At 68.8% G+C, this 20630-nt stretch carries 22 protein-coding genes and 1 pseudogene; 14 read left to right on the top strand and 9 right to left on the bottom strand.

Features of this window, described 5'->3' with window-relative positions; genetic code table 11:
• Window positions 1-279: 279 nt before the first annotated feature.
• The 4 genes from IPK24_23940 to IPK24_23925 are packed head-to-tail and all read right to left on the bottom strand — an operon-like array spanning window position 280 to window position 3057.
• Window positions 280-849, bottom strand: a complete 570-nt coding sequence (locus IPK24_23940; protein ID MBK8078513.1) for a phosphoesterase PA-phosphatase — start codon at window positions 847-849, stop codon at window positions 280-282.
• Window positions 846-2072, bottom strand: coding sequence for a hypothetical protein (locus IPK24_23935; protein ID MBK8078512.1), 1227 nt, complete (start codon window positions 2070-2072; stop codon window positions 846-848). The genes IPK24_23940 and IPK24_23935 overlap by 4 nt, the downstream gene beginning before the upstream one ends.
• The gene (locus IPK24_23930; protein MBK8078511.1) at window positions 2065-2595 is read right to left on the bottom strand and encodes a hypothetical protein; all 531 of its coding nucleotides are present in this window, start codon (window positions 2593-2595) and stop codon (window positions 2065-2067) included. Before IPK24_23930 ends, IPK24_23935 begins: the two co-directional genes overlap by 8 nt.
• Window positions 2596-2634: 39 nt before the next feature.
• A complete protein-coding gene (locus tag IPK24_23925; protein MBK8078510.1) occupies window positions 2635-3057 on the bottom strand; it encodes a helix-turn-helix transcriptional regulator in 423 nt (140 codons plus the stop codon).
• A gap of 461 nt (window positions 3058-3518) precedes the next feature.
• Between IPK24_23925 and IPK24_23920 the strand changes: the two genes are divergently transcribed.
• The 13 genes from IPK24_23920 to IPK24_23860 all read left to right on the top strand — a co-directional run bounded on the left by IPK24_23920 (window position 3519) and on the right by IPK24_23860 (window position 13899).
• Window positions 3519-3908 (top strand): hypothetical protein, encoded by a 390-nt coding sequence (locus tag IPK24_23920; GenBank protein ID MBK8078509.1) that lies wholly within the window; start codon window positions 3519-3521, stop codon window positions 3906-3908.
• A complete protein-coding gene (locus IPK24_23915; protein MBK8078508.1) occupies window positions 3902-4792 on the top strand; it encodes a hypothetical protein in 891 nt (296 codons plus the stop codon). Before IPK24_23920 ends, IPK24_23915 begins: the two co-directional genes overlap by 7 nt.
• A 22-nt stretch (window positions 4793-4814) precedes the next feature.
• Entirely contained in the window at window positions 4815-5477 is a 663-nt protein-coding gene (locus IPK24_23910; protein MBK8078507.1) for a hypothetical protein, read from the top strand.
• On the top strand, window positions 5474-6280 hold the full coding sequence (locus IPK24_23905; GenBank protein ID MBK8078506.1) for a hypothetical protein: 807 nt from the start codon (window positions 5474-5476) through the stop codon (window positions 6278-6280). The genes IPK24_23910 and IPK24_23905 overlap by 4 nt, the downstream gene beginning before the upstream one ends.
• Before the next feature lie 56 nt (window positions 6281-6336).
• On the top strand, window positions 6337-7695 hold the full coding sequence (locus IPK24_23900; GenBank protein MBK8078505.1) for a CpaF family protein: 1359 nt from the start codon (window positions 6337-6339) through the stop codon (window positions 7693-7695).
• Between the two features lie 12 nt (window positions 7696-7707).
• Entirely contained in the window at window positions 7708-8658 is a 951-nt protein-coding gene (locus IPK24_23895) for a type II secretion system F family protein (GenBank protein ID MBK8078504.1), read from the top strand.
• The gene (locus tag IPK24_23890; protein MBK8078503.1) at window positions 8655-9560 is read left to right on the top strand and encodes a hypothetical protein; all 906 of its coding nucleotides are present in this window, start codon (window positions 8655-8657) and stop codon (window positions 9558-9560) included. Before IPK24_23895 ends, IPK24_23890 begins: the two co-directional genes overlap by 4 nt.
• A gap of 13 nt (window positions 9561-9573) precedes the next feature.
• Entirely contained in the window at window positions 9574-9762 is a 189-nt protein-coding gene (locus tag IPK24_23885) for a hypothetical protein (GenBank protein ID MBK8078502.1), read from the top strand.
• A 10-nt stretch (window positions 9763-9772) separates the two neighbouring features.
• Window positions 9773-10183, top strand: coding sequence for a pilus assembly protein (locus IPK24_23880; protein MBK8078501.1), 411 nt, complete (start codon window positions 9773-9775; stop codon window positions 10181-10183).
• Between the two features lie 44 nt (window positions 10184-10227).
• The gene (locus tag IPK24_23875) at window positions 10228-10629 is read left to right on the top strand and encodes a pilus assembly protein (protein MBK8078500.1); all 402 of its coding nucleotides are present in this window, start codon (window positions 10228-10230) and stop codon (window positions 10627-10629) included.
• Window positions 10626-11078: a hypothetical protein gene (locus tag IPK24_23870; GenBank protein MBK8078499.1), complete on the top strand. Its 453-nt coding sequence runs from the start codon at window positions 10626-10628 to the stop codon at window positions 11076-11078. The genes IPK24_23875 and IPK24_23870 overlap by 4 nt, the downstream gene beginning before the upstream one ends.
• Window positions 11075-11278 (top strand): hypothetical protein, encoded by a 204-nt coding sequence (locus IPK24_23865; GenBank protein ID MBK8078498.1) that lies wholly within the window; start codon window positions 11075-11077, stop codon window positions 11276-11278. The genes IPK24_23870 and IPK24_23865 overlap by 4 nt, the downstream gene beginning before the upstream one ends.
• Window positions 11279-11484: 206 nt before the next feature.
• The gene (locus tag IPK24_23860) at window positions 11485-13899 is read left to right on the top strand and encodes a LysM peptidoglycan-binding domain-containing protein (GenBank protein ID MBK8078497.1); all 2415 of its coding nucleotides are present in this window, start codon (window positions 11485-11487) and stop codon (window positions 13897-13899) included.
• A gap of 687 nt (window positions 13900-14586) precedes the next feature.
• Here IPK24_23860 and IPK24_23855 read toward each other — a convergent pair.
• Window positions 14587-15126: a hypothetical protein gene (locus IPK24_23855; protein MBK8078496.1), complete on the bottom strand. Its 540-nt coding sequence runs from the start codon at window positions 15124-15126 to the stop codon at window positions 14587-14589.
• 338 nt (window positions 15127-15464) lie between these two features.
• Here IPK24_23855 and IPK24_23850 point away from each other — a divergent pair, with 338 nt between their 5' ends.
• Entirely contained in the window at window positions 15465-16418 is a 954-nt protein-coding gene (locus tag IPK24_23850; GenBank protein ID MBK8078495.1) for an EcsC family protein, read from the top strand.
• A 237-nt stretch (window positions 16419-16655) separates the two neighbouring features.
• Here IPK24_23850 and IPK24_23845 read toward each other — a convergent pair.
• The 4 genes and pseudogenes from IPK24_23845 to IPK24_23830 all read right to left on the bottom strand — a co-directional run bounded on the left by IPK24_23845 (window position 16656) and on the right by IPK24_23830 (window position 20437).
• A pseudogene (locus tag IPK24_23845) lies at window positions 16656-17132 on the bottom strand (C40 family peptidase).
• 442 nt (window positions 17133-17574) lie between these two features.
• Window positions 17575-18585, bottom strand: a complete 1011-nt coding sequence (locus IPK24_23840; protein ID MBK8078494.1) for a DUF945 domain-containing protein — start codon at window positions 18583-18585, stop codon at window positions 17575-17577.
• A gap of 148 nt (window positions 18586-18733) precedes the next feature.
• Window positions 18734-19402, bottom strand: a complete 669-nt coding sequence (locus IPK24_23835; protein MBK8078493.1) for a hypothetical protein — start codon at window positions 19400-19402, stop codon at window positions 18734-18736.
• A 186-nt stretch (window positions 19403-19588) separates the two neighbouring features.
• A complete protein-coding gene (locus tag IPK24_23830; protein ID MBK8078492.1) occupies window positions 19589-20437 on the bottom strand; it encodes a DUF4192 family protein in 849 nt (282 codons plus the stop codon).
• Window positions 20438-20630 lie beyond the last annotated feature (193 nt).

The following is a 20630-nucleotide window of genomic DNA, read 5'->3' as shown; positions in this document are numbered from 1 at the left end:
GTAACAGCATGATCGCTGGTGGTAACTGAGCGTCTTTGAGTTGAGAAGTCGAGACCTGGATGTGCGCACACTCAACTCGGGCGTCGGGAGTCTTCGGCGTCCGGAGGCCTGTGCATGCCGCACGGCGTGATGTTGGCTCCGCGCTCAAGTGTGTGGCCCTTCCGGATGAATTGAATGCCCAGTTACGCACCACATGAACATGTTCCGGGTACCGGGAGGCGGCGTGCCTCAGGTGGCCAGCCCAACGCTCAACAAGCTGAAGCCAGGTTCGGGCTCAATTCAAATGGCGCCCGCCAGGACTTGGAGGAGGGTGTGGTCGCGGAGGGTGACTCGTGCCCAGGCGATGGCTGCGACGAGGGGGAGCACCACCCACATCCAGGGTCCGAATTCGAGGATGAGGATGGCGAGGGTGCCGCCTGCGCAGGCGGCGTGGATGGAGATCTTCCAAAAGAGGGTGATGGCCAGGGAGGCGGCGATGCCGGCGACCATGGCGGCGACGAGGGCGAAGAGTGCTCGGGGTGCGCCGAGCCACCAGGTGAGGATGAGGCCGGTGGTGACCGAAACGAGGCCGATGGCCATCATGGCGGGGCGTTCTTGGCGGGTGGTGATGTGGCGGTCGCCGAGGTGTCCGCGGCGGATGCCGAGCAGCAGGATGGCGTAGGGCAGCCCGCCGGCGAAGAAGGCGGTGATGGCGCCGTAGAGCAGGCCCTTGCCGAGGGTGGGGCTGGCGTGGATGGCCACGGCCAACAGCAGTCCGATGACCAGCACAACCGGTGCGAACACTTCAGTGAGGACCCGCGCGAGCCTGAGCGCAGCAGGATGCGGGCGAGTAGGTGCGGTGGTGGTCACGGGTTGGTCCTCGGGGTCGGGGCGCTGCTTCGATTCTCCTCAGGTCGGTGGCGGCGCGTCACCCGTGATCGGGAGCGGAGGTGTCGCGAGACGCGGGCAAGCCAGTCGATCTCGTCGGCCAGCGTGGCCGCCTTGTCGGGGGAGGGCGCCGGGGTTCGGCTCGGTGATGCACCGCGAGCCTTGCGTGCCGCAGCGTCGAGCAGCCGGGCTGCCTCGACGGCCGCGGTCCAGTCGCCGAGTTCGGGTGCGGCTGCGCCCTCAGGCACGCAGCTGGGGTGCGTCGGGTCGATGTAGGGGGCCAGCGCTAGTCGCCCGTCGCGGATCTCGATGACGCGGCGATACCGCCGCATCTCGAGGTCTCGGAGTCGCAGTGCATCAGCGAGGACCGAAGCGGTGGGGTCCATGGCGATGTCGGGAGTGCTGCGATACATCAGCGCCCACAGGGGATACAGGCGTCGCAGATCCCGATACGACCGAAGCGGGCCGAGCAGTCTCGGTCCGGCAGAAGCCAGCAGCGGCAGTACCGATCCAGTCATCACGAGCAGGGCGCCCACGATGGCCAGGGACCGCCCGAGCGCCGATTCGAGGGCGCTGGCATCGCTCATATGCGCCGTGACCAGCAACAACAGGAAGGTCACTTTGACCGAGATGTAGGCCAGCCCGAACAAGCAGCCGTACCCGATCAGGCGCAACGCGATCGCGAGGGTTTGGCGCGCGGTGCGCGCGTAGCGGCGGGTGTCTCGGACGACCGCGGTCAGTCCCAGGGCCAGGTAGCCCAACGAGATGACGAGGTAGGCGGCCACGACTGGTTCGTCGCCGTAGTCGCGGGTGAACATGCGTGTCGGCCGGTCCACCGGCGCCACGATGAAGCACACCCACAACGCGGCCACGAACACCGCCAGCACCGGGACACGGCGGCTGGCGCGTCGGGGAGCGCCTTTGTCGTCCACGAGGCGTTCGAGCATGACCTGCACCGCCCAGGCTGCGCCGGCCAACGCCGTCCGGGCGATCGGTTCACCGATGTTGGCCACCCCGGTCAGGCGGCCCGCCGCGACGTAGACAGCCGGAACGAAGAACGTCGCTGAGACGGCCAGCAAGCCAAAGGTGACCACGAGCATGGTCAGGGCCGGTTCAGGCTGATCTCGTCGGACGACGGCCACGGCCTCGATCAAAGCAGTCAGCCACAGCAGTGCCGCGATCGCGGCGACGGCATGGTCAACCACGCGGCGATCTCCGTGCGCCGAGGGTCGACTCCAAGCGCTCGAGCAGTGCCGACTCGCCGGGGTCGCTGGACACCGGGTGCTCGGCACTCGCCTGCCGTCCGGAGCGTTGCAGCACGAGGGTGGCGATCATCTCGGCTTCCTGCTCTTGGACGGCCGAGTAGATCGAGCGGGCGAGAACGCGTTGCACCACGGCGGGGTCGAGGTCGGGCAGGAGGCCGCGCAAGAGCGACGGGTCGAGGTGGTCCGTCGGCTCGTGGTCGGCCAGCAGGTGCGCCAGTTCGTGGACGATGATGTGGTCGCGGTGCAGGGGGCTGGTCGCCGATTCGTAGAACACGTAGTCGACCTCGGGCAGGGCCAGCCACAGGCCGCAGGGGCCGAGGTGTGAAGTCTTGGCCAACAGGTGCAGGGGACGCCGTCGGCGCCGGCTCACGGCATCCGCGAAGGTTTGAATGCTGAACGGCTCGGGGATCTCGATGTCGTGCAGGAGCCGTTCGCAGTGCTGGCGCAACGCCCTCAAGTTCACGGCCACCCCCTCCCTGGGGTTCTGCTCAGATGTGAAGCGTCAGTCGTCGTCCAGTCCCTCGAGCTGCCGGGCTCGGTCGATCATCTCGGTGATGGCCTTCAGAGTCTGATCGGACAATCCGGACGCGCGCAAGGCCATGTGGCGTACCGGGGTCTCGCGCAGCGCGGCGAGAAGATCGAGTTCGGCGTCGACGCGTTCGGTGGCCGTGTCGTCGAAGAAGTACGCAGGTGGAACGCCGAAGAAGTCCGCGAGAGCCTCCAGATGCTTCTTGGTCGGGTTGTCTCGCAAGCCCTTTCGCAGCTGCCAGAGGTAGGAGGCCGAGATCGTGGGGCCGCCGCGTTCCTCGATCGCCCTGGCGACCTGGTCGTAGGTGTACTCGCCCTTGGCAGGCCGCACGATCTCGAAGAGGCGGTCGATCTTCTGCGCCAGCGAGCGCGACGCCGGGGACGTGCTGCCCGACATGTCCACCTCCGCTGTGGCGATTCAGGGTGGCCAAAGCGTTGACTCTTGCTGGCAGTCTACAGTACCAATGAGTTCTTCCTCTGAAAAAAATGACAGCAAGCACGTCGCTCGGCACCGAGATGATTGGCCCGGTCTCGGTGTCGTAGCCCGAGGGCGTGCATCGGGGCGCTGCACGCCCCGAGGTCGGAATCAGAACCCTCCACCCGGCAGGGGGCACGGTGACCGGAACGTCAGCAGGGCGGGCTATCGCCACCGCGCGAGATCGTGGTGGCGCTCGCCGTCGTGTCGCGGCCGTAGCGATCGCGGCGTCCGCGGTGCTGGTGTCCGCTTGCTCCGGTGGTGATTCGCCGGACGGCGCCGCGTCCTCGAGCTCCACCTCGTCCACGTCCTCAGCGGCGACGGCTTCGATCAGTCCGACCCCACTCTCGACCGCCGAGAGGGAGGCCACCGATCGCACCGCCGTGGAGCAGGCGTGGGTCGCGTACTGGCGAGTTCATCAGGGCCTCCTCGACCTGCAGTCGTCGCAGTGGCCGTCGGCCGTGGGCGCCGTCGCGGTGGATCCCACTCGTCAGCAGGTGCTCGACGAGGCCGCCACGTTCGCGAAATCCGGCCTGCGGTTCTACGGCCAAGTGGTGAATCACCCCTACTGGCAGGCACCCATCAACGGTCGTGCCGTCGCGGTCATGGGCGATTGCATGGACTCCAGCCGCTACGGAACTCTCGTCGCCAAGACCGGCGTCAAGCGCACCGTGGGCGTGGCCCAGAACAACACGCGCGCCACCCTGACCAAAGCGGACGACGGCACCTGGCGGGTCCAGATGATCGAGTACCTGGTCGACACGCCATGTTGACCCAGCGCAGTCTCGGACGCCCGGCGCGGATCGGGTGGGCCGTGGCTGCGCTGGTCACGATGTCGTTGTCGACCGGGATGACGAACGCCGTGGCGGCTCCTACACCGCCTCCGATCATCGTCACGCCGGGCGGTGCCGGCGGCACGGTGGGCATCGAGGTGCGTTCGCCAGGTGCGCCGGGCGGCACCCGTCCGGGGGCAGGTTCCGCGGCTGACCCCGAGATTCCGCTGGTGGATCCGTGCTCGACCAACCCGACCGGCAGTGCCTGCGCGGCGTCCGATCACGCCTTGTACTGCTGGGCGTGGGGAACCACGTTCACCGAGGCCGGTCTGCCCGCGACTGGGATCGGCCCGTTGCTGCAGGGCGTGGGTTGCGCGCCCACGATGCCGGTGATCACTCCGGCGATGCTGGCGCAGCGTGCGTATCGCCTGCTGCGCCTGCCGAAACCGACGATCGAGCGGTCCCCGGACGCGAAGAACCGGGACGCCGGTAGGCCCTACACGTGGGTCAACCTGTGGACCTGGTTCTGGACTGCCCCGCAGACCTTCACGGTGCAGTCGAAGACGGTCAGCGCGGGAGCGATCTCCGCGACGGCCACGGCCCGGCCGGTGGCGTTGGTGTTCGACCCGGGCACCGGTGCCGCCTCGGTGAACTGCCCCGGGCCGGGTCGGCCCTGGCGTGAAGCGGACGGCGACAGCGCGCCGTCCGCGGGTGGGTGCGGCCTCGTCTATCGCCACGTCAGCAACGGCGTCACCGCCACGGTGGCCATCCAGTGGACGGTCACGTGGACGGGCAGCAACGGCACCTCCGGGCAGCTGCCGCCACTGGTCACCTCGGCGACGTCGACGTTCGCCGTCCAACAGGTGCAGGTGGTCAACCGATGAGCGTCACCGAGGGGAGCGCGTGATGGGACTGACTTCGGCGCCACCCACCCCGACCAGACCGAATGCGGCGGCGCGCGCAGGGATGCCGCTGCCCACGCGGCAGCGGCGTCCCGGGTGGACGGCGCTCGCCCTGACGTTGATCATCGGTTTGGGAGCCGTCGGGGCGTGGTTGTACTCGGCGGCGGGGTCCAAGACTTCCGTGATCGTGGTGGCCCGGGAGGTACCGGCGGGGCGGTCGATCGCGCGCACGGATCTGTCGACGGTCGCGGTGGCGGGGCCGGTGACCGCGATCGCCGGGCAACGCCTGGACGAGGTGGTGGGGCAGACCGCCTCCGTCCATCTGCTGCCGAACATGCTGTTGCAGCGGTCGATGATCAGCGCGAATCCTGGCTTGTCGTCGACGCAGGCTCAGGTTGGGGTGGCTGTGAAACCGGGCCAGATCCCGGCGGACGGCGTGGTGCCGGGCGACGTGGTCACGGTCGTCCAGTTGCCTGCGCCGGACGCCGGCCCGGCGGGGTCGGCCATGGTGCTGGTGCAGCGTGCCGGGGTGTTCGCCTCACGGGAGGACCCGGCCCTGGCGGGAGGCACGCTGTTGACCCTCGTCGTCCCCGTGGACAAGGCGGTGTCGGTGGCGGCGGCAAGCGGCGCGGGCCGCGCCGCGGTGATCAGGGTGGCACCGCGATGATCGTGGCCCTGTGCGCGGACAAGGGATCGCCCGGCGTGACCACGGCGACGCTCGCCTTGGCGATGGCCTGGCCCGGGCAACGGGTGGTGCTCGAGGCGGACCCCTCCGGTGGGGATCTGGCCTTCAGGTCACGCCATCCGGCGACCGGCGGATTGCTGGCCGCTGACCCCGGGCTGCTGACTCTGGCGGCTGACGCCCGCACGGGTCTGCCGACACAGGCTCTGGGCCGCTATGCCCAGCCGACGTTGTGGGGCGTCGACGTGATCGTCGCTCCGGCGAGCGTGTACGGCTACGTCCCGATGCGCAGCCTGTGGCCGGCTGTCGCGGGTGTGGCGGCGTCCTGGCCCGGGGTGGCGATCGCCGATCTGGGGCGGTTGTCCGCGGGGAGCCCCGCGATCGCGATCGCTCAGGCTGCGACCGCCGTCCTGCTGGTGACCCGGGTGAGCGCAGAGAGCTTGTACCACCTGAGGGACCGCATGCCCGAGCTGACAGCGAGGTTCGGCGACCCGTCGCGTGAGGTGCACCCGGTCGCGGTGGTGACCTGCGCTCCGCGCCGTCACGCACACCGCGCGGCGCAGCAGGTGGAGCGGGTGCTCGCAGGAATCGGTTCTCCGGTGCCGGTTCTCGGCAACTTCGCGGTGGATCCGCCTGCGGCCCAGGGGCTTCGGCTGGGGCAGCTGCCGCCTCGAACGGCTCGGGGCGCCCTCTTGCGTTCGGCGGCTGAGGTGTCCGCGGCGTGCATCCGGCGATGGCCCGAACTGGCTCCCGCGGATGCGGTTCCGGTTGAGGCGGTGGCGCGGTGAGTTCGGGCGAGGACTACGGGCTGGTCCGCAGCTTGCAGGCGCGGGTCGCCGATCGGATGACGTCGGCGAAACAAACACGCGAACTCGGCGGAGACCTGCCACTATCGGTCGCCGACGAACGGCAACTGGCCCTGAGCATCGCCCGGGACGAGGTGGCCCGGCACCGACAGGCCGAAATCGTGGCAGGTCTGGACCTGCCGGACGCCGCCCAGGACGTACGGCTGGTCGAGGCGATCGACGCCGCCATGTTCGGCGCCGGCGCGCTGCAGGACCTGCTGGACGACCCGGACGTCGAGAACATCGACATCAACGGCTGCGACGAGGTCTGGGTGACCTACGCCGACGATCGCGGCAAGGTCCGCGGCAACCCGGTCGCGGCCACCGACGAAGACCTGGTCGACCTGGTCCGCACGCTCGGCTCTTACGCCGGCATCAACGCCCGCCCGTTCACACCCGCCACGCCCGAGCTGGACCTGCGGCTCCCGGACGGGTCGCGGCTGTCCGCGGTCATGGTGGCCTGCGAACGCCCCTCGGTCTCGATCCGGCGCAACCGGTTCCCGCAGATGTTCCTGGACGACGCCGGCCCGGTAGCTGCCGGACCGACGGCCAACGGACACACGACACGTCGTCCACGCGGTGCCCGTACGACGAACCTGCTGGCCCTGGGATCGGTCGATGAACAGTTGGCCGCCTTCTTGCGTGCGGCGGTCCTCGCGCGATGCAACATCGTGGTGGCCGGCGCAACCGATGCGGGGAAGACCACGCTGCTGCGCGCGCTGATCAACTGCATCCCGCCGCACGAACGATTGATCACCGTCGAGCGGGCACTGGAACTGGGGCTGCGCCGCCACCCGGACCTGCATCCCGACGTGGTCGAGATGGAAGAGGTGCTGGCCTCGGCCGACGGTGGGGGCGGGGTGAGCATCGGGGCACTGGTGCGACGGACCCGGCGCCAGAACCCCTCACGCGTCCTGGTCGGTGAGGTGTTGGGGCCGGAGGTGGTCGAGATGTTGTCGGCCATGGCCCAGGGCAACGACGGATCCCTGTCGACGATCCATGCCCGGGACGCCGCGGACGTGTTCCATCGCCTCGCCACCTACGCCGCACAGTACGAAGGCCTGTCGTTCGAGGTGAGCCACGCCCTGATGGGCTCGACGCTGGACTTCGTCGTCTTCGTCCGCAAGAACCCGCGGCAGAACGGACGCCGGTCGGTGATGGAGGTACTGGAGGTCACCGGCAGCGCTGACGGCCGCGTCACCCGATCGCGGGTGTTCACCGAAGGTCTCGATGGGCGAGCGGCCCGCGACCCGGAGGTGGCGCTGGCCCGTCGCCGGATGCTGGCCGAGGCCGGCTACGACGACAGCACCTGGACGGGCCTGGCTGCAACGCCGTCCTGGTCGGCCGGGGGCAGGTGAGCGGCCGTGGGCGTGCAACCGGGAGCGCTGCTCGCCGCGATCGTCGGTGCCGGGCTGGGCGGAGCCGTAGTGCTGCTCATTGCTGGGCTGCGGGGAACGGTCGTCGAGGCGCACCGTCCGCCCGGGCGATGGACGACGTTGCGGCGGCGAATGTCCGAGCCTGGTGTCCTGCTCCGCATCGCCGGGGGAGTCCTCGGTGGGCTGGCGGTGTTCGTGTTCACGCGTTGGCCGGTGGCGGCGGGGGCTGTCACGGCGTTGGTGGTGTTCTGGCCGTATCTGTTCGGTGGATCCCGAGCAGAACGAGCCCAGATCGTGCGGCTGGAAGCGTTGGTGGTCTGGACCGAGTCGTTGCGCGACACCATCGCCGCGCACGCCAGTCTGGAGCAGGCCATTCCTGCCTCTACCGGCAGCTGCCCGCCGGTGCTGCGCCCGGCGCTTCTGCGGTTGGCGGGGCAGATCCGCGCCCGCAGCCCGCTGGACGTCGCGCTGCTCGCCCTGGCAGCCGAACTCGACGACCCCAGCGCGGATCTGGTGTGCGCTGCACTGATCCTCAACGTCCGGCGGCGTGGTGACCGCCTCGCAGAGGTGTTGACCGGTCTGGCGACAGCAGCGCGCGAGGAACTCGACATGCGGCGCCGGATCACGGCCGGACGCGCGGGGCTGCGCCGCGGCGTCCAGATCGTCGTGGGTATCACGGTGGCGTTCGCGGCATTTCTGGTGGCCTTCGGCGGTGCGTATGTGCGGCCCTACGACACCCCGGCCGGGCAGCTGGCCCTGCTGGTCGTGGTCGCGATGTTCGCCAGCGGGTTCGCCTGGATGAGACGCCTGTCGGCCTCGGACGAGGCGGCGGCCTTCCTGGCGAGGCCGGGTCGGGTGGCCGGGGCGGATCCGGACGAGGCCCGCTTGGTCGCTGCCCTGACGGCCGATGCAGTCGAGGGCGCAGCCTTCGGAAGACGATCGTGATCGGCCTCGCGGCGACCGGTGCCGCCCTGGGCGCTGTGATCTTCGTACTGATCTGGCGGCTGGCCTCCCCACGGCCGTCGCCGCTGGTGGAGTTGGGCCGGTTCGACGCCCATCACCTCAACGGAACCCACCGGCTCACACCGTCGGCGAGCACGTCGTCCGGGTGGTTGACCCGCCTCGGCGCGCGGGTGAGCGTCGCGCTGGAACGACGCGGCGTCGTCCTGGCCGGCCTACGCCGCGACATCGCGTTGAGCGGGCACAGCATCGAGTGGGCCATGGGCCGCAAACTCCTCGCCGGATCAGCCGGTTTCGTCATCGTCGCGGGCACCCTCGGCATCTTCGGCCGGTTGACCGGGTGGCGGCTCCCTGCCGGAACCGCTGTGCTGCTGGCGGTGTTGACCGGGGTGGGCTTCTCCTTCCTCACCGACCTGGAGGCGCACCACCGGGCGGCGTTGCGGCGCAGGGAGTTCCGGCGAGCACTGGGCGCCTACCTCGACCTGGTGGCGTTGGAGATGGCCGGCTCGGCCGCGCCGAACGAGGCGCTCCCGAACGCGGCCCGCGTCGGCACCGGGTGGCCGCTGGCCCTGCTGCGCGACACCCTCTGGCGAGCGAACCTGTCCGGCGCCGACCCGTGGCAAGCGCTGACCGATCTCGGTGAACGGCTCGGCATCGGCGAGCTGCGCGACCTGGGCACGTTGGTGCGTCTGGTCGGCCGGGACGGCGCCCGCGTGCGCTCCACCCTCACCGCGCGGGCCGCGACCATGCGCCGCCGCGAACTGGCCGAGGCCGAAGGCCGCGCCGGCCAACAAGACCAGTCGATGCAGTTGGCGCAGGTGCTGATCGGGTTCGGGTTCATCACATTCATCGCGTATCCGGCCATCGCCGCGGTGCTGGCGCTGTGAGAGGAGAGGCACGATGCGAACACAACTCCGGGTGGTGCGAGCCTGGCTCGCAACCCTGCTGAACGCCGAACGGCGCGACGACCGAGGCGAGATCGTGCAGAACGTCATCATGATCGCGTTGTTCGTGGCCGCCACCATCATCATCGTGGGGATCCTGGTCTCCAAGGCCATGAGCGCCGCGAACTCGGTCAGGACCCAGTAACCGAGCCGACATGACCAGGCACCGGAACAGGCTCGCCTGCGCCCGCCGTGGCTGCCACGCGGACGGCGGGTACTCGGTGGTGGCGGCAGCCATCACGCTTCCGGCACTGATCTTGTTCACGATGCTCGTGGTGCAGTGGGCGCTGATCTGGCACGGACGCCATGTGGCCGAAGCCGCCGTGCAGGATGGCATCCGTGCCGCGCGGGGCTACCAGTCGACCGCCGCCTCAGGCCAGCAATCGGCCCAGGCTTACCTGAACGCCGTCGCCCCGAACCTGCTCACCGAGCCCCAGATCTCGGTGTCCCGGACCGCGACCACGGTGACCGTGCACATTCAGGCGACGGTCCTCGCGGTCGTGCCCGGCGGCGACATCGTGATCGAGGAAGCGGGCACGGCCCGCGTCGAGGCGTGGGTGCCATGAACCGCCCACCACGCCGGAACCTCCGTCACGGGGACGACGGGTTGATGGCGCTCGAGCTGGCGATCCTCGCGCCGGTGATCCTGGTGATGCTCCTGCTCGTGGTCGCGTTCGGCCGGGTCACCCACGGGCGAGCGCTCGTCGACCAATCCGCCGCGGCGGCCGCCCGGGCGGCGTCCCTGGCCGCCTCGCCGGGTCAGGCCAGCGCGGACGGCGCCCAGACCGCGCAAGACACCCTCGCGCGTGCAGGGCTGTCGTGCAGCGCCGCGAGTGTGTCCGTGGATACGGGCGCCTTCCGACCCGGCGGCCAGGTCACGGCCACGGTGAGGTGCACTGCGGACCTGTCCGAGCTGGCACTGACCGGGTTGCCGGGGAGCATCGCGCTCGTTGCGTCCGCGACCTCACCCATTGAGGTTCTGCGCGACCTGTCCGGAGTTGACGCGCCATGACCCGACGCAGACTACGGATCCGCTGGCGGACAGGCGATGACACCGGCTCGGTCAGCCTGTACATGGCGATGTACATGGTGGCGTTGATGGCCATGGCCGGCCTGGTCATCGACGGGGGAGCCGCGATCGCTGCGCGGGAGCGGGCGGCCGACCTGGCGGGGCAAGCAGCGCGCGCTGGAGCGGATGCTCTGGTGCCCGCCTCGCTGCGCGGACTCAGCCCGGCCGAACTGAGGGTCGACCCTGCCCGCGCCCAGGCGGCCGCCGACCGTGTCCTCGTCCTCGGGGGAGCGACGGGCGAGGTCACCGTCAATGGCCTGGACGTCGCGGTGACCGCGCACGTCGCACGCAGCGCCGTCATCCTGTCCGCGCTCGGAGTCAGTGACCTCACCGGAAGCGCCACCGTCACGGCAACCGTCCTGCACGGAACGACCACCATCGGAGGTCCGTGATGCGCTACGCCCGTGCCTTCGGCGCCACCCTGATCCTGCTGGCCACGCTGGTGGGACTGCCGGTGCTGCTCGCGCTGACCGTGGGCAACCCGCTCCACGGTTGGGCTGATCTGGTGGCCGATGACCTGTCGGACGAGGTCGTCATCGATGTCCTGGCGGCCGTCGCTACCTCGCCTGGCTGCAGTACGCGCTCACCGTGATCGTCGAGATCGTGGCCGCGGTGGCCCAGCTCGACGTCCTCAGGCACGTTCCGATCGCCCCGGCCGGCCAACGCCGGTTGGTGCACCTGATGGTGGCCACCGCATTCCTGCTCACGCCCGCGACCACATCGTCCGGGACGACGGGACCGCCATCCGTATCGGTGACGGTCTCGGCGCCGCTCATGGTGCCGGCGTCAGCCGTCGCCGTGCCGGTCCGTGCCGAACTGGATGACGGTGGCGTCTCGTCCACGAGCTACACCATCACGAAGGACGGACCTGGTACTTACTGGGACCTCGCCGAACACTTTCTGGGCGATGGCCAACGCTGGCCGGAGATCTGGAAACTCAACGACGGGCGCCGACAGGACGACGGCGCCGTGCTCACCTCACCCGGGCTGCTGCGGCCTGGGTGGACCGTCGTCCTGCCCGCGGCGTCGCCAGCAGGTCCGAACGGTACGACAGCGCAATCGGTCACGGTCCAGCGTGGCGACAGCCTGTGGTCCATCGCCGAAGACCACCTCGGCACCGGGGCCTCGTGGCCGAAACTGTTCGAGGAGAACGAAGGCAAGCCCCAACCAGACGGACGGCGACTCACCGATCCCGACGTGATCCAACCGGGCTGGGTGCTCGCCGTGCCCAATTACTCCGACGCGGTAGCCGTGCCGGAATACCCGGCTGCGCAGCCGCACTCCTCGTCCGAGCCGACGGAGCCTCCGAACGCCTCCACGCCCGCCGTGTCCCCGGCGCCGAGCTCACCGCCTGGGACGGAGCCCGGGGCGCTCCAGCATGGAGCAACCACCCCCGACACGGGTGTGGAGATCCCAGGCGGTTGGGTCAGCCTGTCATTCGCCGCCGCGATCAGCGCCGCTGGAGCGATGGTGTGGCTTCGGCGTCGCCGCCGACACCGATACACCCCACTGGACGACGACGATCTCCTCGGGGACGACCTCGAACTCGAGGGCACAGACCTGCGACCGCTGCCCGTCATCATCGACCGGATGCGCCGCACCGTCCGCGAACGCGCACCCCACCTGCTCGCCCCACCCGAAGAGAGCCAGACCGTCGCCGACTACCTCGCCAACCCCACCGAGCGCAGGGTTTCCATTCCCATCCCTGACGGAGTCGACCTGGTCGGATTGACCGACCTGATGGTTCCAATGGGCCTCGGCCTCACCGGCCCCGGAGCCGATGCCGCGGCGCGGGCACTCGTCGTCGCACTGGTCACCGCAGGCGGAGCTCACGACGTCGACGCCCACGGCACGCTGGTGATCCCGGCGCCCACTCTGAACCGACTCCTCGGCGAGCGGACAGCACCCGCCGAAGTCCATCGACTGAAGATCACCGACGATCTGGCGGAAGCCCTCGATCTTCTCGACCAGACCTACCTGACCCGGCGGAGACTCCTCGACGAACACGATGCGGACGACGTCCGCAGCCTGCGCACCGACCCCGCCGCCCCACCGGTGCCGCCGATGGTGCTGGTGACGGACATCCCGCCCGGGGGACTTCGTGCCCGCATGGTCGCCGTCCTCGAGCAAGGTCATGCCGTCGAGATCACGGCTGTCCTGCTGGGCGAATGGCCGGACGGCGCGACGGTCGAAGTCCGCACGGACGGGCACGTACGACAGGGGGACTGGACTGGCCGCCTCGCAACATTCGATCCCTACACCGCCGCGCAACTACTTGAGGTGGCGCGCGAAGCGCAACCGGACTCAGACCCGCGCTCGGAACCACCGGAGGTTGAAGGCCCGTCTCGAGCCGGCCCGATATCTGTAGCCGTTCCTGCGGCGGAGGTAGCAGCGCCTGGAATAGAGGCGCTGTCGTTGGAGGCAGGGAACAAGATCCGCGTTCGACTGTTCGGCAAGATCGCCGTCCTGGACGGCTCTGATCAGCCGATCCCAGGTCTGCGGCAGCACGCCGGTGGCGTACTCGCCTACCTCGCCATCTACCGCAAAGGCGCCGACAAGAACGACATCCTCGAAGCCCTCTGGCCCGACGCCCCCGTCCGCCGCGCCGCCGAACGACTGGCGACCGAGGTCGGCAACTTACGCCGATGCCTCCGACAAGGCGCCACGGACCAGACGAGCCCAGCCGTGGTCAACACCGGTGGCCGCTACCACCTCAACCCCGACGTCATGGACGTCGACCTCTGGGCCTTCGAAGGCAACCTCCAAGATGCCCGGAACTCCACGGATCTCCAGGTCGGCATCCGGGCGCTGGAGCGCGCAATCGACACAGCCACGGAAGAGCTCTGCTCCCGGCGCGATTACCATTGGCTCGAACCCGTAAGGGAACAGGCGCGTCGCGCGGCCATCCACGCACACCTTCGCTTGGCCGACATGCTCTCGGACGCTGAACCTCAACGTGCGACCACCCTGATCAGGGCAGCCGCCGCCATGGACCCCACCAACGAGGACCTCGCCCAACAGGCCATCCGAGCGCACGTCCGAACAGGGGATGCCGAGGCGATTAGAGATCAGCTGCGTCGGCTGCGCACAGCCCTTGGAAACATCGGCGAAGCGCTCTCGGAGGACACGGTCGCTCTGGTCGAGAATGCAATCTGCAAGTCGATCCACCGACGATGCCAGCCAGCCAACGCAGAAGCGGAAAATACGATTTAGCGCAGCCTTGAGTTGGTCCGCTGGCAGAAGGATGAAAGATTCGCACCCGCTCATGACGAGATGAGTGTGTAGTCCCAGACACTCGAATGATCGCCATGTTTGAGGAGCGGCATGGGAAGCGGAGTATGATTATCTAGAAACTTGAACCCGGGTAGTTCCGATCGCGATGATCCCGGAAGGGTAGTCTACGTTCAGGAATACCGAACCGCTTGATTGCTGCGCCGCAACCTCGGCCCTCATCTTGCTTGCTCCAGAATTTGAAAGCAGCACGGCCTGAATGGTGTACTCAGCGCCAACATCCGGGCTTATAGACCCCCTCCTTGCAGCCCAATCGGCGTAAGTCTGGTGATCCACCTCCTGTGCGTTTGTGTAAGCGCTCCCATCCCTGGTGCTTGTAGTAGAGTCATGGCCTCGAAGTGGCTGGCATAGGTGGCACTCCACACCAGCCGGGCACGGGCGGACGGCAACGCCCTTGCCTGGGCGCCGAATTGACTGGCGAGGCGGTCGATGAGCATGGCCTTCGTCATGGGGTTCACCCCAGAGTTCGTGCAACAAACCAGCGACAGTACGTGTCCTGCGGTCAAGGTTGCGCCTGGCGACACCTCACTCATACCGCCCCTGCGCGCGACCCGCACCCTCTGGCCGCAGTTGGGCGGCTGCCGGTGCTTGATCCATTGAAGAGAGGCATCAGTTGTATGCAGGGTGCTGGAGGTCGGACCGGCAAGCATCAAGGAAAGCGTCCCCGAGCCGGCCGAGATCACGCCCAAGGGTTCGGATGTCATCGTCGATCCCCGCCAAGTCATCCATTTGCATGCGATCAATGACACCGCGTGTGCGGTGCTGCGCCGCCTCCATGAGCGCCTCCGCTGCGGCGCGGACCTGTTGGGTACCTATGAGAATGACCTTGTTGTATGCCTTGCGGATGGTGATGTAGTAGTCACGCCATTCCTCCTCGAGGGCTTTGGAAGAATCAGTCGATAGTCCCGACCGCAGTGTCTGGCGTACGAATTGGACACCGTCCTCGCCCGCACGCGAAAGCTCCTGATATGCCTTGAGTCTTTGGTCCCGGAGCCATGTAGTGTGCTCCGACGCGAGCCGGGCTTGCTCAAGCTCTCGGTTGTCCTCAGCTCGACGCCGCTCCAGATACGACGTCGCCCCGAGAGTCAGTACAACACCCGTTAACGTCGATACTGCAGTGATGACCTGAGCGGCAACCGCGGCGTCCATCTGCACCCCCAAGGTCGACCTGGTGGCAATGCTAGCTACCCATGGCCCCGCCTTGTGCCCCGGGTGCAGACTTCCGGACGTGCCGCTGTCCGTGCGGGGCGCACGGTACCGCCCTCCGAAGATCGTTCACTCGCGCAACGTTGGTTACACATAGTGATGACGGCCTGGGCGTATCCGCGGGTGAGACGGCTTCTGTGGTTCAGACGGAGCCGAAAGCGACCGATGTGACAAAGAGAAACGGACTTCGTCGTGATCGTCGTCCCCTGGTTCAGTCCCGGTGGGTCTTGCTGGTCGGAGGGGTGGTATGCGTGACCGAAGGTTGCGAGAAGGCCCCGTTGATGTCGTCGTACGAGGAGCGGCGGTGGGGAGAGCTACAGGAGCACTGGGCGACGAAGGCTCAGCGCCGCCAGGCCCTTCCCCCGAAGGCCCGATCGGCGCTTGGTGGAGCGGGGAGGCAAGTCAGGGCTGCTGCGCGGAAGGCGGGTGAGGCTGTCTCGGCCGTGACGCCTACACCTGTTAAGGAAGGGCTTGAGCGAGCGGTCGACGCGACCTTGGTTCCTGCGGTTGAGGCAGCGGTCCACCTACTTGACCTCGTGACCGACTGGACCACCGAACTGACGGATTTCGAGAAGGTATTGGAGCACCATCGGGCAGCGGGACGGGACGTCGCGCAACTCGCGGATCTCAGGGATCTGGATCTGGAACAACTCGACGACTTCACGCGGACCATGGCGCTGAAATGGAGGACGAGCGGAGCGATTCAGGGCGGCGCGATGGGCGCGCTGGCGATGGTGCCGGTTGCGGGAGGCGTCGCGGCTGTCGGGGCCGACATGGTGGTCATGCACGTTCTCAGCACCGCCCTTGCGACGAGGGTTGCCTACTCGTACGGGTTTGACGTGAAGGACGAGGCGGTGAGGCATGCCGTCGATCGTATGGCTCGTCGCGCTTATCTCAATCAGGCTCCAAAGGCGCGGGCCGTCCACCAAGCCAACGCTGCCTTCAATGCGGCCAAGAAACGGGTGCGTCGCAGCGAGAGGCTGCTCCACGATCACAGAATCCTGGCTGCGGTCGACAATCTGATGCAACAGGCTGCCCACGGCAAGGCTGTTCCGATCGGCAAGGTTGCGAAGGGGATCCCTGTTATTGCGGTCGTTGTCGGGGCTGGTACCAACGCGTACATCCTCGGAGATGTTGTGCATCAGGCCCGGCTGTACGCCCAGACACTCCGCCTCGCCGAGAAGTACGAACTCCCCCTGCCCGAGAACCTGCGGCATCCGCACGAGGATGCATGAGTCTATTCTCAATCTCTGCCCAATCGAGTTCAACGCCCAACTGGTCGTCATGAATGCATCTGCCCGGGCAGATAATGCAATGTTCCCCGGCGTCGTGTCCGGTCGTGCACACGCCCGCAGCTGTCGCGTTGAGGGTGAGGAATCCCGTGAGACAGGCGCGCCGGTGTTCCCGATTGCGCTAACCCCTCTACAAGCTTGCGACAAGCCGGCGCGCTGTGACCTGCTTCCCCATTTCCGTAGTGGTGTGATCCGAACGACCGCGCCGGTGTGGGGGGCTTCGATGATGAATGCGGTTCCGAGGTAGAGGCCGACGTGTCCGGGTCGGGTTCGGGTGCCATGTGCTCCGGGGATGAAGATGAGGTCGCCGGGGCGGAGATTGATGAGATCGGTGACCGGTGCGCCGGCGTTGACTTGTTGGTAGGTGGTACGGGGGATCCCGATACCGGCGTGGGCGTAGGCCTGTTGGACGAGGCTGGAGCAGTCGCATTGGTGGGCGGGGTTCCCGGAGTGGGGGGCGGTGCAGTCTCCGCCGTAGGAGTAGGGCGTCCCGAGTTGGGCGCGTGCCCAGGCGATCGCGACCTGGATGGTGGATGGCGTGTCGGGGGGCAACACCTGGTTTGACGCCACAGGTGCTGCGGTGACGTCGGGTAGTCCGTCGCCCGCTCCCGTGAGGCAGTCGGGGTTGGCCGCGAGCCGTCGGAGCTCGATGGGCATCGCCTCGGTGCCGGGACCGGCGGCCGGACTGCGTTCGCCGTCGGGGGTGGGGCTGATGGCGGTGTGCGCCGGGATGGCAAGGCTGGGCGTCGTCCGGGTTGGCGTCGTGCCGGTGAGGGTGGGGCAGGCGGTTGCGGTGCCGCTGATGAGCATTCCGGTTCCGAGGGCGAAGCTGAGCAGGGGGACCAGGATGGCTGCGAGGGCAGCGGTGAGGGCGCGGTTCGTGGAGTGGCTCCAAACGCAGAAAGGGCCGGTCGCGTGTGACCGGCTACGAGCGCGGGAGAGCGCCGCGGGGGCGCGAAGGTGCGCGGCGGCGTCCGGGTGGGTGGCCGCGGTGGGGCCTGTCGGCCCCGCCGCGTGATGTTTCTCGGTGGTGCCGACGGCATGTCACTCGGGGGGTCTGTCCCGCGCGGGGATGTGCCGATGGGGTGGTGCAGCTGGGTCAGCGGCCGGCGGTCAGCAGGTCGTGCGCCTTCTGTTTGACGACGGCGGTGGTGGCCGAGGTGAGGGTGCGTTCGGCGCGTCGGGTCTGGTTGGGGGCGGGGGCGTAGAAGTCGAGGTACTCGGTGATGGCTTGCCAGCCGGCCCAGGCGGTTCCGCGGATGTTGGCTTGGGTGGGTGCGTCGGTGAACAGGTAGTCCAGGGTGTCGGCGCGCCGGCGGTGGTTGGTCCGGGTTCGTGTTGGCGCGTCGGTGGGTGGGGTGGGCCAGATCTGTTCGCAGACGGCGCGGAAGTTCTGCTCGGCCAGGGTGGTGTTCAGCATGCGTTCGGCTTCGGCCGTGAAGGCGTCGGTGTAGTCGTAGCTGATGCCGATGGCTTGCCGGGCTTGGGCGATCTTGGTCTTGATGTTGGTGGTGTGGCGGAAGGTGTAGTGACCGACGGTCCGCTTGAGGGAGAGGCGTTGGGTGTTGGCGCAGACGACGCGGACGGGGGTGGCGTCCACGCGCAGGGCCATGGATCCGTCGTGGCTGGTGGAGACGGCCAGGTAGAGGTCGAGGTCGTCGATGCCGGCGATGGTGACGCGGTCGGGTAGGCGCATGGTGATGAAGATGCGTCGTCCGCCGCGCAGGGAGCCGGCGGTTTCGAAGTGGGCGCCGGAGGCGTCGATGAGTAGGTCGAGTAGTTCGGCGCAGGCTTCGTTCTGGACGGGGACGTAGTCGCGGCCGACGATGCCGAGGTAGTCGGTGGTGCCGGTGACGGGGTTGGTCCGCACGGTCATCGCCTTGTCGGGGGCGGCGATGGTGTGGTCGCTGATCCCTGTCGCCGTGGTGCCGGTGGTCTCGTGGCCGGTGACGGGGATCTTGCGGACGTTCCAGTTGGCCAGCAGTGCGGTGGTGATCACGTCATGGGCGGTCATGGCGTCGGTGGTGATGGTGCCGAGCTGGTGCCAGGCCGGCACGCGGGCGGTGACGAAAGCAGTTCGGCCGTTGATGGTTCCCAGTTCGTGACTCACGGTGTGTTCCTTCTCTCGGTGGGGATGTGGCCGCTTCCCGGGGTGGGTAGCGGGTGAATTCGGGATGCTGCGGGGGCATGCAGAAGCCGGCGCCACGTCGTCCCCGGGGTGGGGTGGTGGGCCGGCGGGTGTGTCGTCGGGTGGTGGGTCAGGTGTCGGGCAGGGTGAGGGTGCAGGGGTGTCCGCAGATCGGGCAGGTGATCCACGGGTCGTGGTCGCAGCGGCAGGCGGCCTGATCGGTGCTGGTGTCTCGGCAGGTGGGGCAGGGGGTGAACGGGGCGTCGAGGTCGGGGCCGAACACGGCGCTGACGGTGGTGGCCAGTCCCGCGCTGGTGAGCAGTTCGCGTCCGGTGGACCAGGTCCAGGCGTGTCCGGTGGGGCAGGTGATCCGGACGCTGTCGGCGTCGTGCCAGGTCCAGGGGTCGGGGCAGCCGTCGGCGTGCACGGTGGGCGGCCGATGGGCGTGGCCGATGACGGCGATGTCGCGTCCGTCGGCGGGGGCGGCGGGCAGGACCCACAGTCGGGTGTCGAGGCGGGTGTGGGCGTGGACGATCAGGCCGGGGCGGCGGATGCGGTGACGGCGGGCTAGGCACCAGGCCTGGGCCAGGTCCGGCCAGTGGTTCGGGCGGCGCGATGGCCGGTTCGGGCGGCGGGTGAGGCGGCAGCGGGTGGGGCGTCGTCCCCACCGGTGGAGGTCTTCGGTGAGGGCGGTGTGGATCCCGCGGCTGCGGTGGGCGATCCAGGCGGCGGTGCTGATCGAGATGGCGCCGTCCGGGGTGATCGTGACGGCGGGCGGGGTCGTGGGGCGGGCATTCATCGGTGTCACCTTCGTCGTGGTCGTGCCGGGGGTGGTCGGCGGTGGTGGGGTCCTGGGCCAGGTCGGGGTGTTGGCGGGTGACTTCTTGGACGGCGTGGTCGATGGCGTCGCGGAACTTGTCCGGGGGGATGACGGCGTGGGTCATGGCCAGGACCATGCAGGCCAGGCCGTAGCCGGGGCTGTCGGTCAGGGCGTGTTCGGCGGCCAGGGTGGCCAGGACGGCGTTGCCGCGTTGGTAGGCGGTGACGGCGAGCATCGCGGCGGGTGGGGCGATCCAGCCGGGTGGGGCGTTGTGCAGCAGATCGGTCCACAGCCACATCGCGGCGTCGTCGCGCCAGCCGACGCAGGTGTCCCGGACGGCGGTGTGCCGCAAGGCCTGCAGCAGCAATGCGGCCTGGTCGGGTGCCAGGGCTTGGGGGCCGTCGGCGGCTTGGTGGTGAGCCTGTTGGAGGGCTCGGCGTAGGTCGGCGGGGCCGGGTTTCGGGTCGATGGGTAGGTGCTGGGCGACGTCGTCCAGCAGGGGTCGGGGGCCGGGTTGTAGGCAGGCGGCGAGGTCGGCGCGGGAGGTGGCGGGGGCTCCGATGGTGGTAAGGCGTTCGGCGGCCATGGTGGTGTCGGGGTGGTGGGTTGGCCTGGGCCGTCGAGGGATTCGGGGTGGTCGAGGGACCACCAGCGGTCGCCCTCCACGCGCAGCAGGCTGAAGACGGGTAGCGGGGCGGTGGCGGCCAGGGCGAGCAGGAATCCGAGGTCGTCGGGGCTCACGTAGCCGATGACGGCCAGGGCTTGGGCCTCGACTTCGAGCAGGGGGCCGAGCAGTTTGGTCCAGCCGTCGTCGGGGTTGGACCCGGGCGCGGGCAGGTCCATGCGGATGGTGACGGCGATCCCGGTCTGGTGCAGGGCGATGACGACGATGCTGCCGGGGTCGGGGTGGAAGCCCAGCAGGAATGGGACTGCGGTCAGCAGGTCGGCCTCGCTGCGTAGTTGGACCGTCTCGAACGCGGCGTCGGGCGCGGGCGGCCAGGTGGGTGTGGTCATGATCGGTTCTCCTTCATGGTGTGGGTGGTGCGGGCATGCGGATGCGCCGGCGTGGGACGGCGTCCCACCCGGGCGCGGGTGTGCGAACTGGTTGCTGGACGGCGAGAGCCGGCCAAGGGAATGCGCGTCGGTGGAAACGCGCGGGAGTGCTGGGCGGCGGTGGCCGCTGGGGGTGGGCGTGGTGGGTGCGGTT

Source organism: Kineosporiaceae bacterium, from assembly GCA_016713225.1.
Taxonomy (GTDB): domain Bacteria; phylum Actinomycetota; class Actinomycetes; order Actinomycetales; family Kineosporiaceae; genus JADJPO01.
This window is presented reverse-complemented; position numbering and strand designations above follow the sequence as displayed.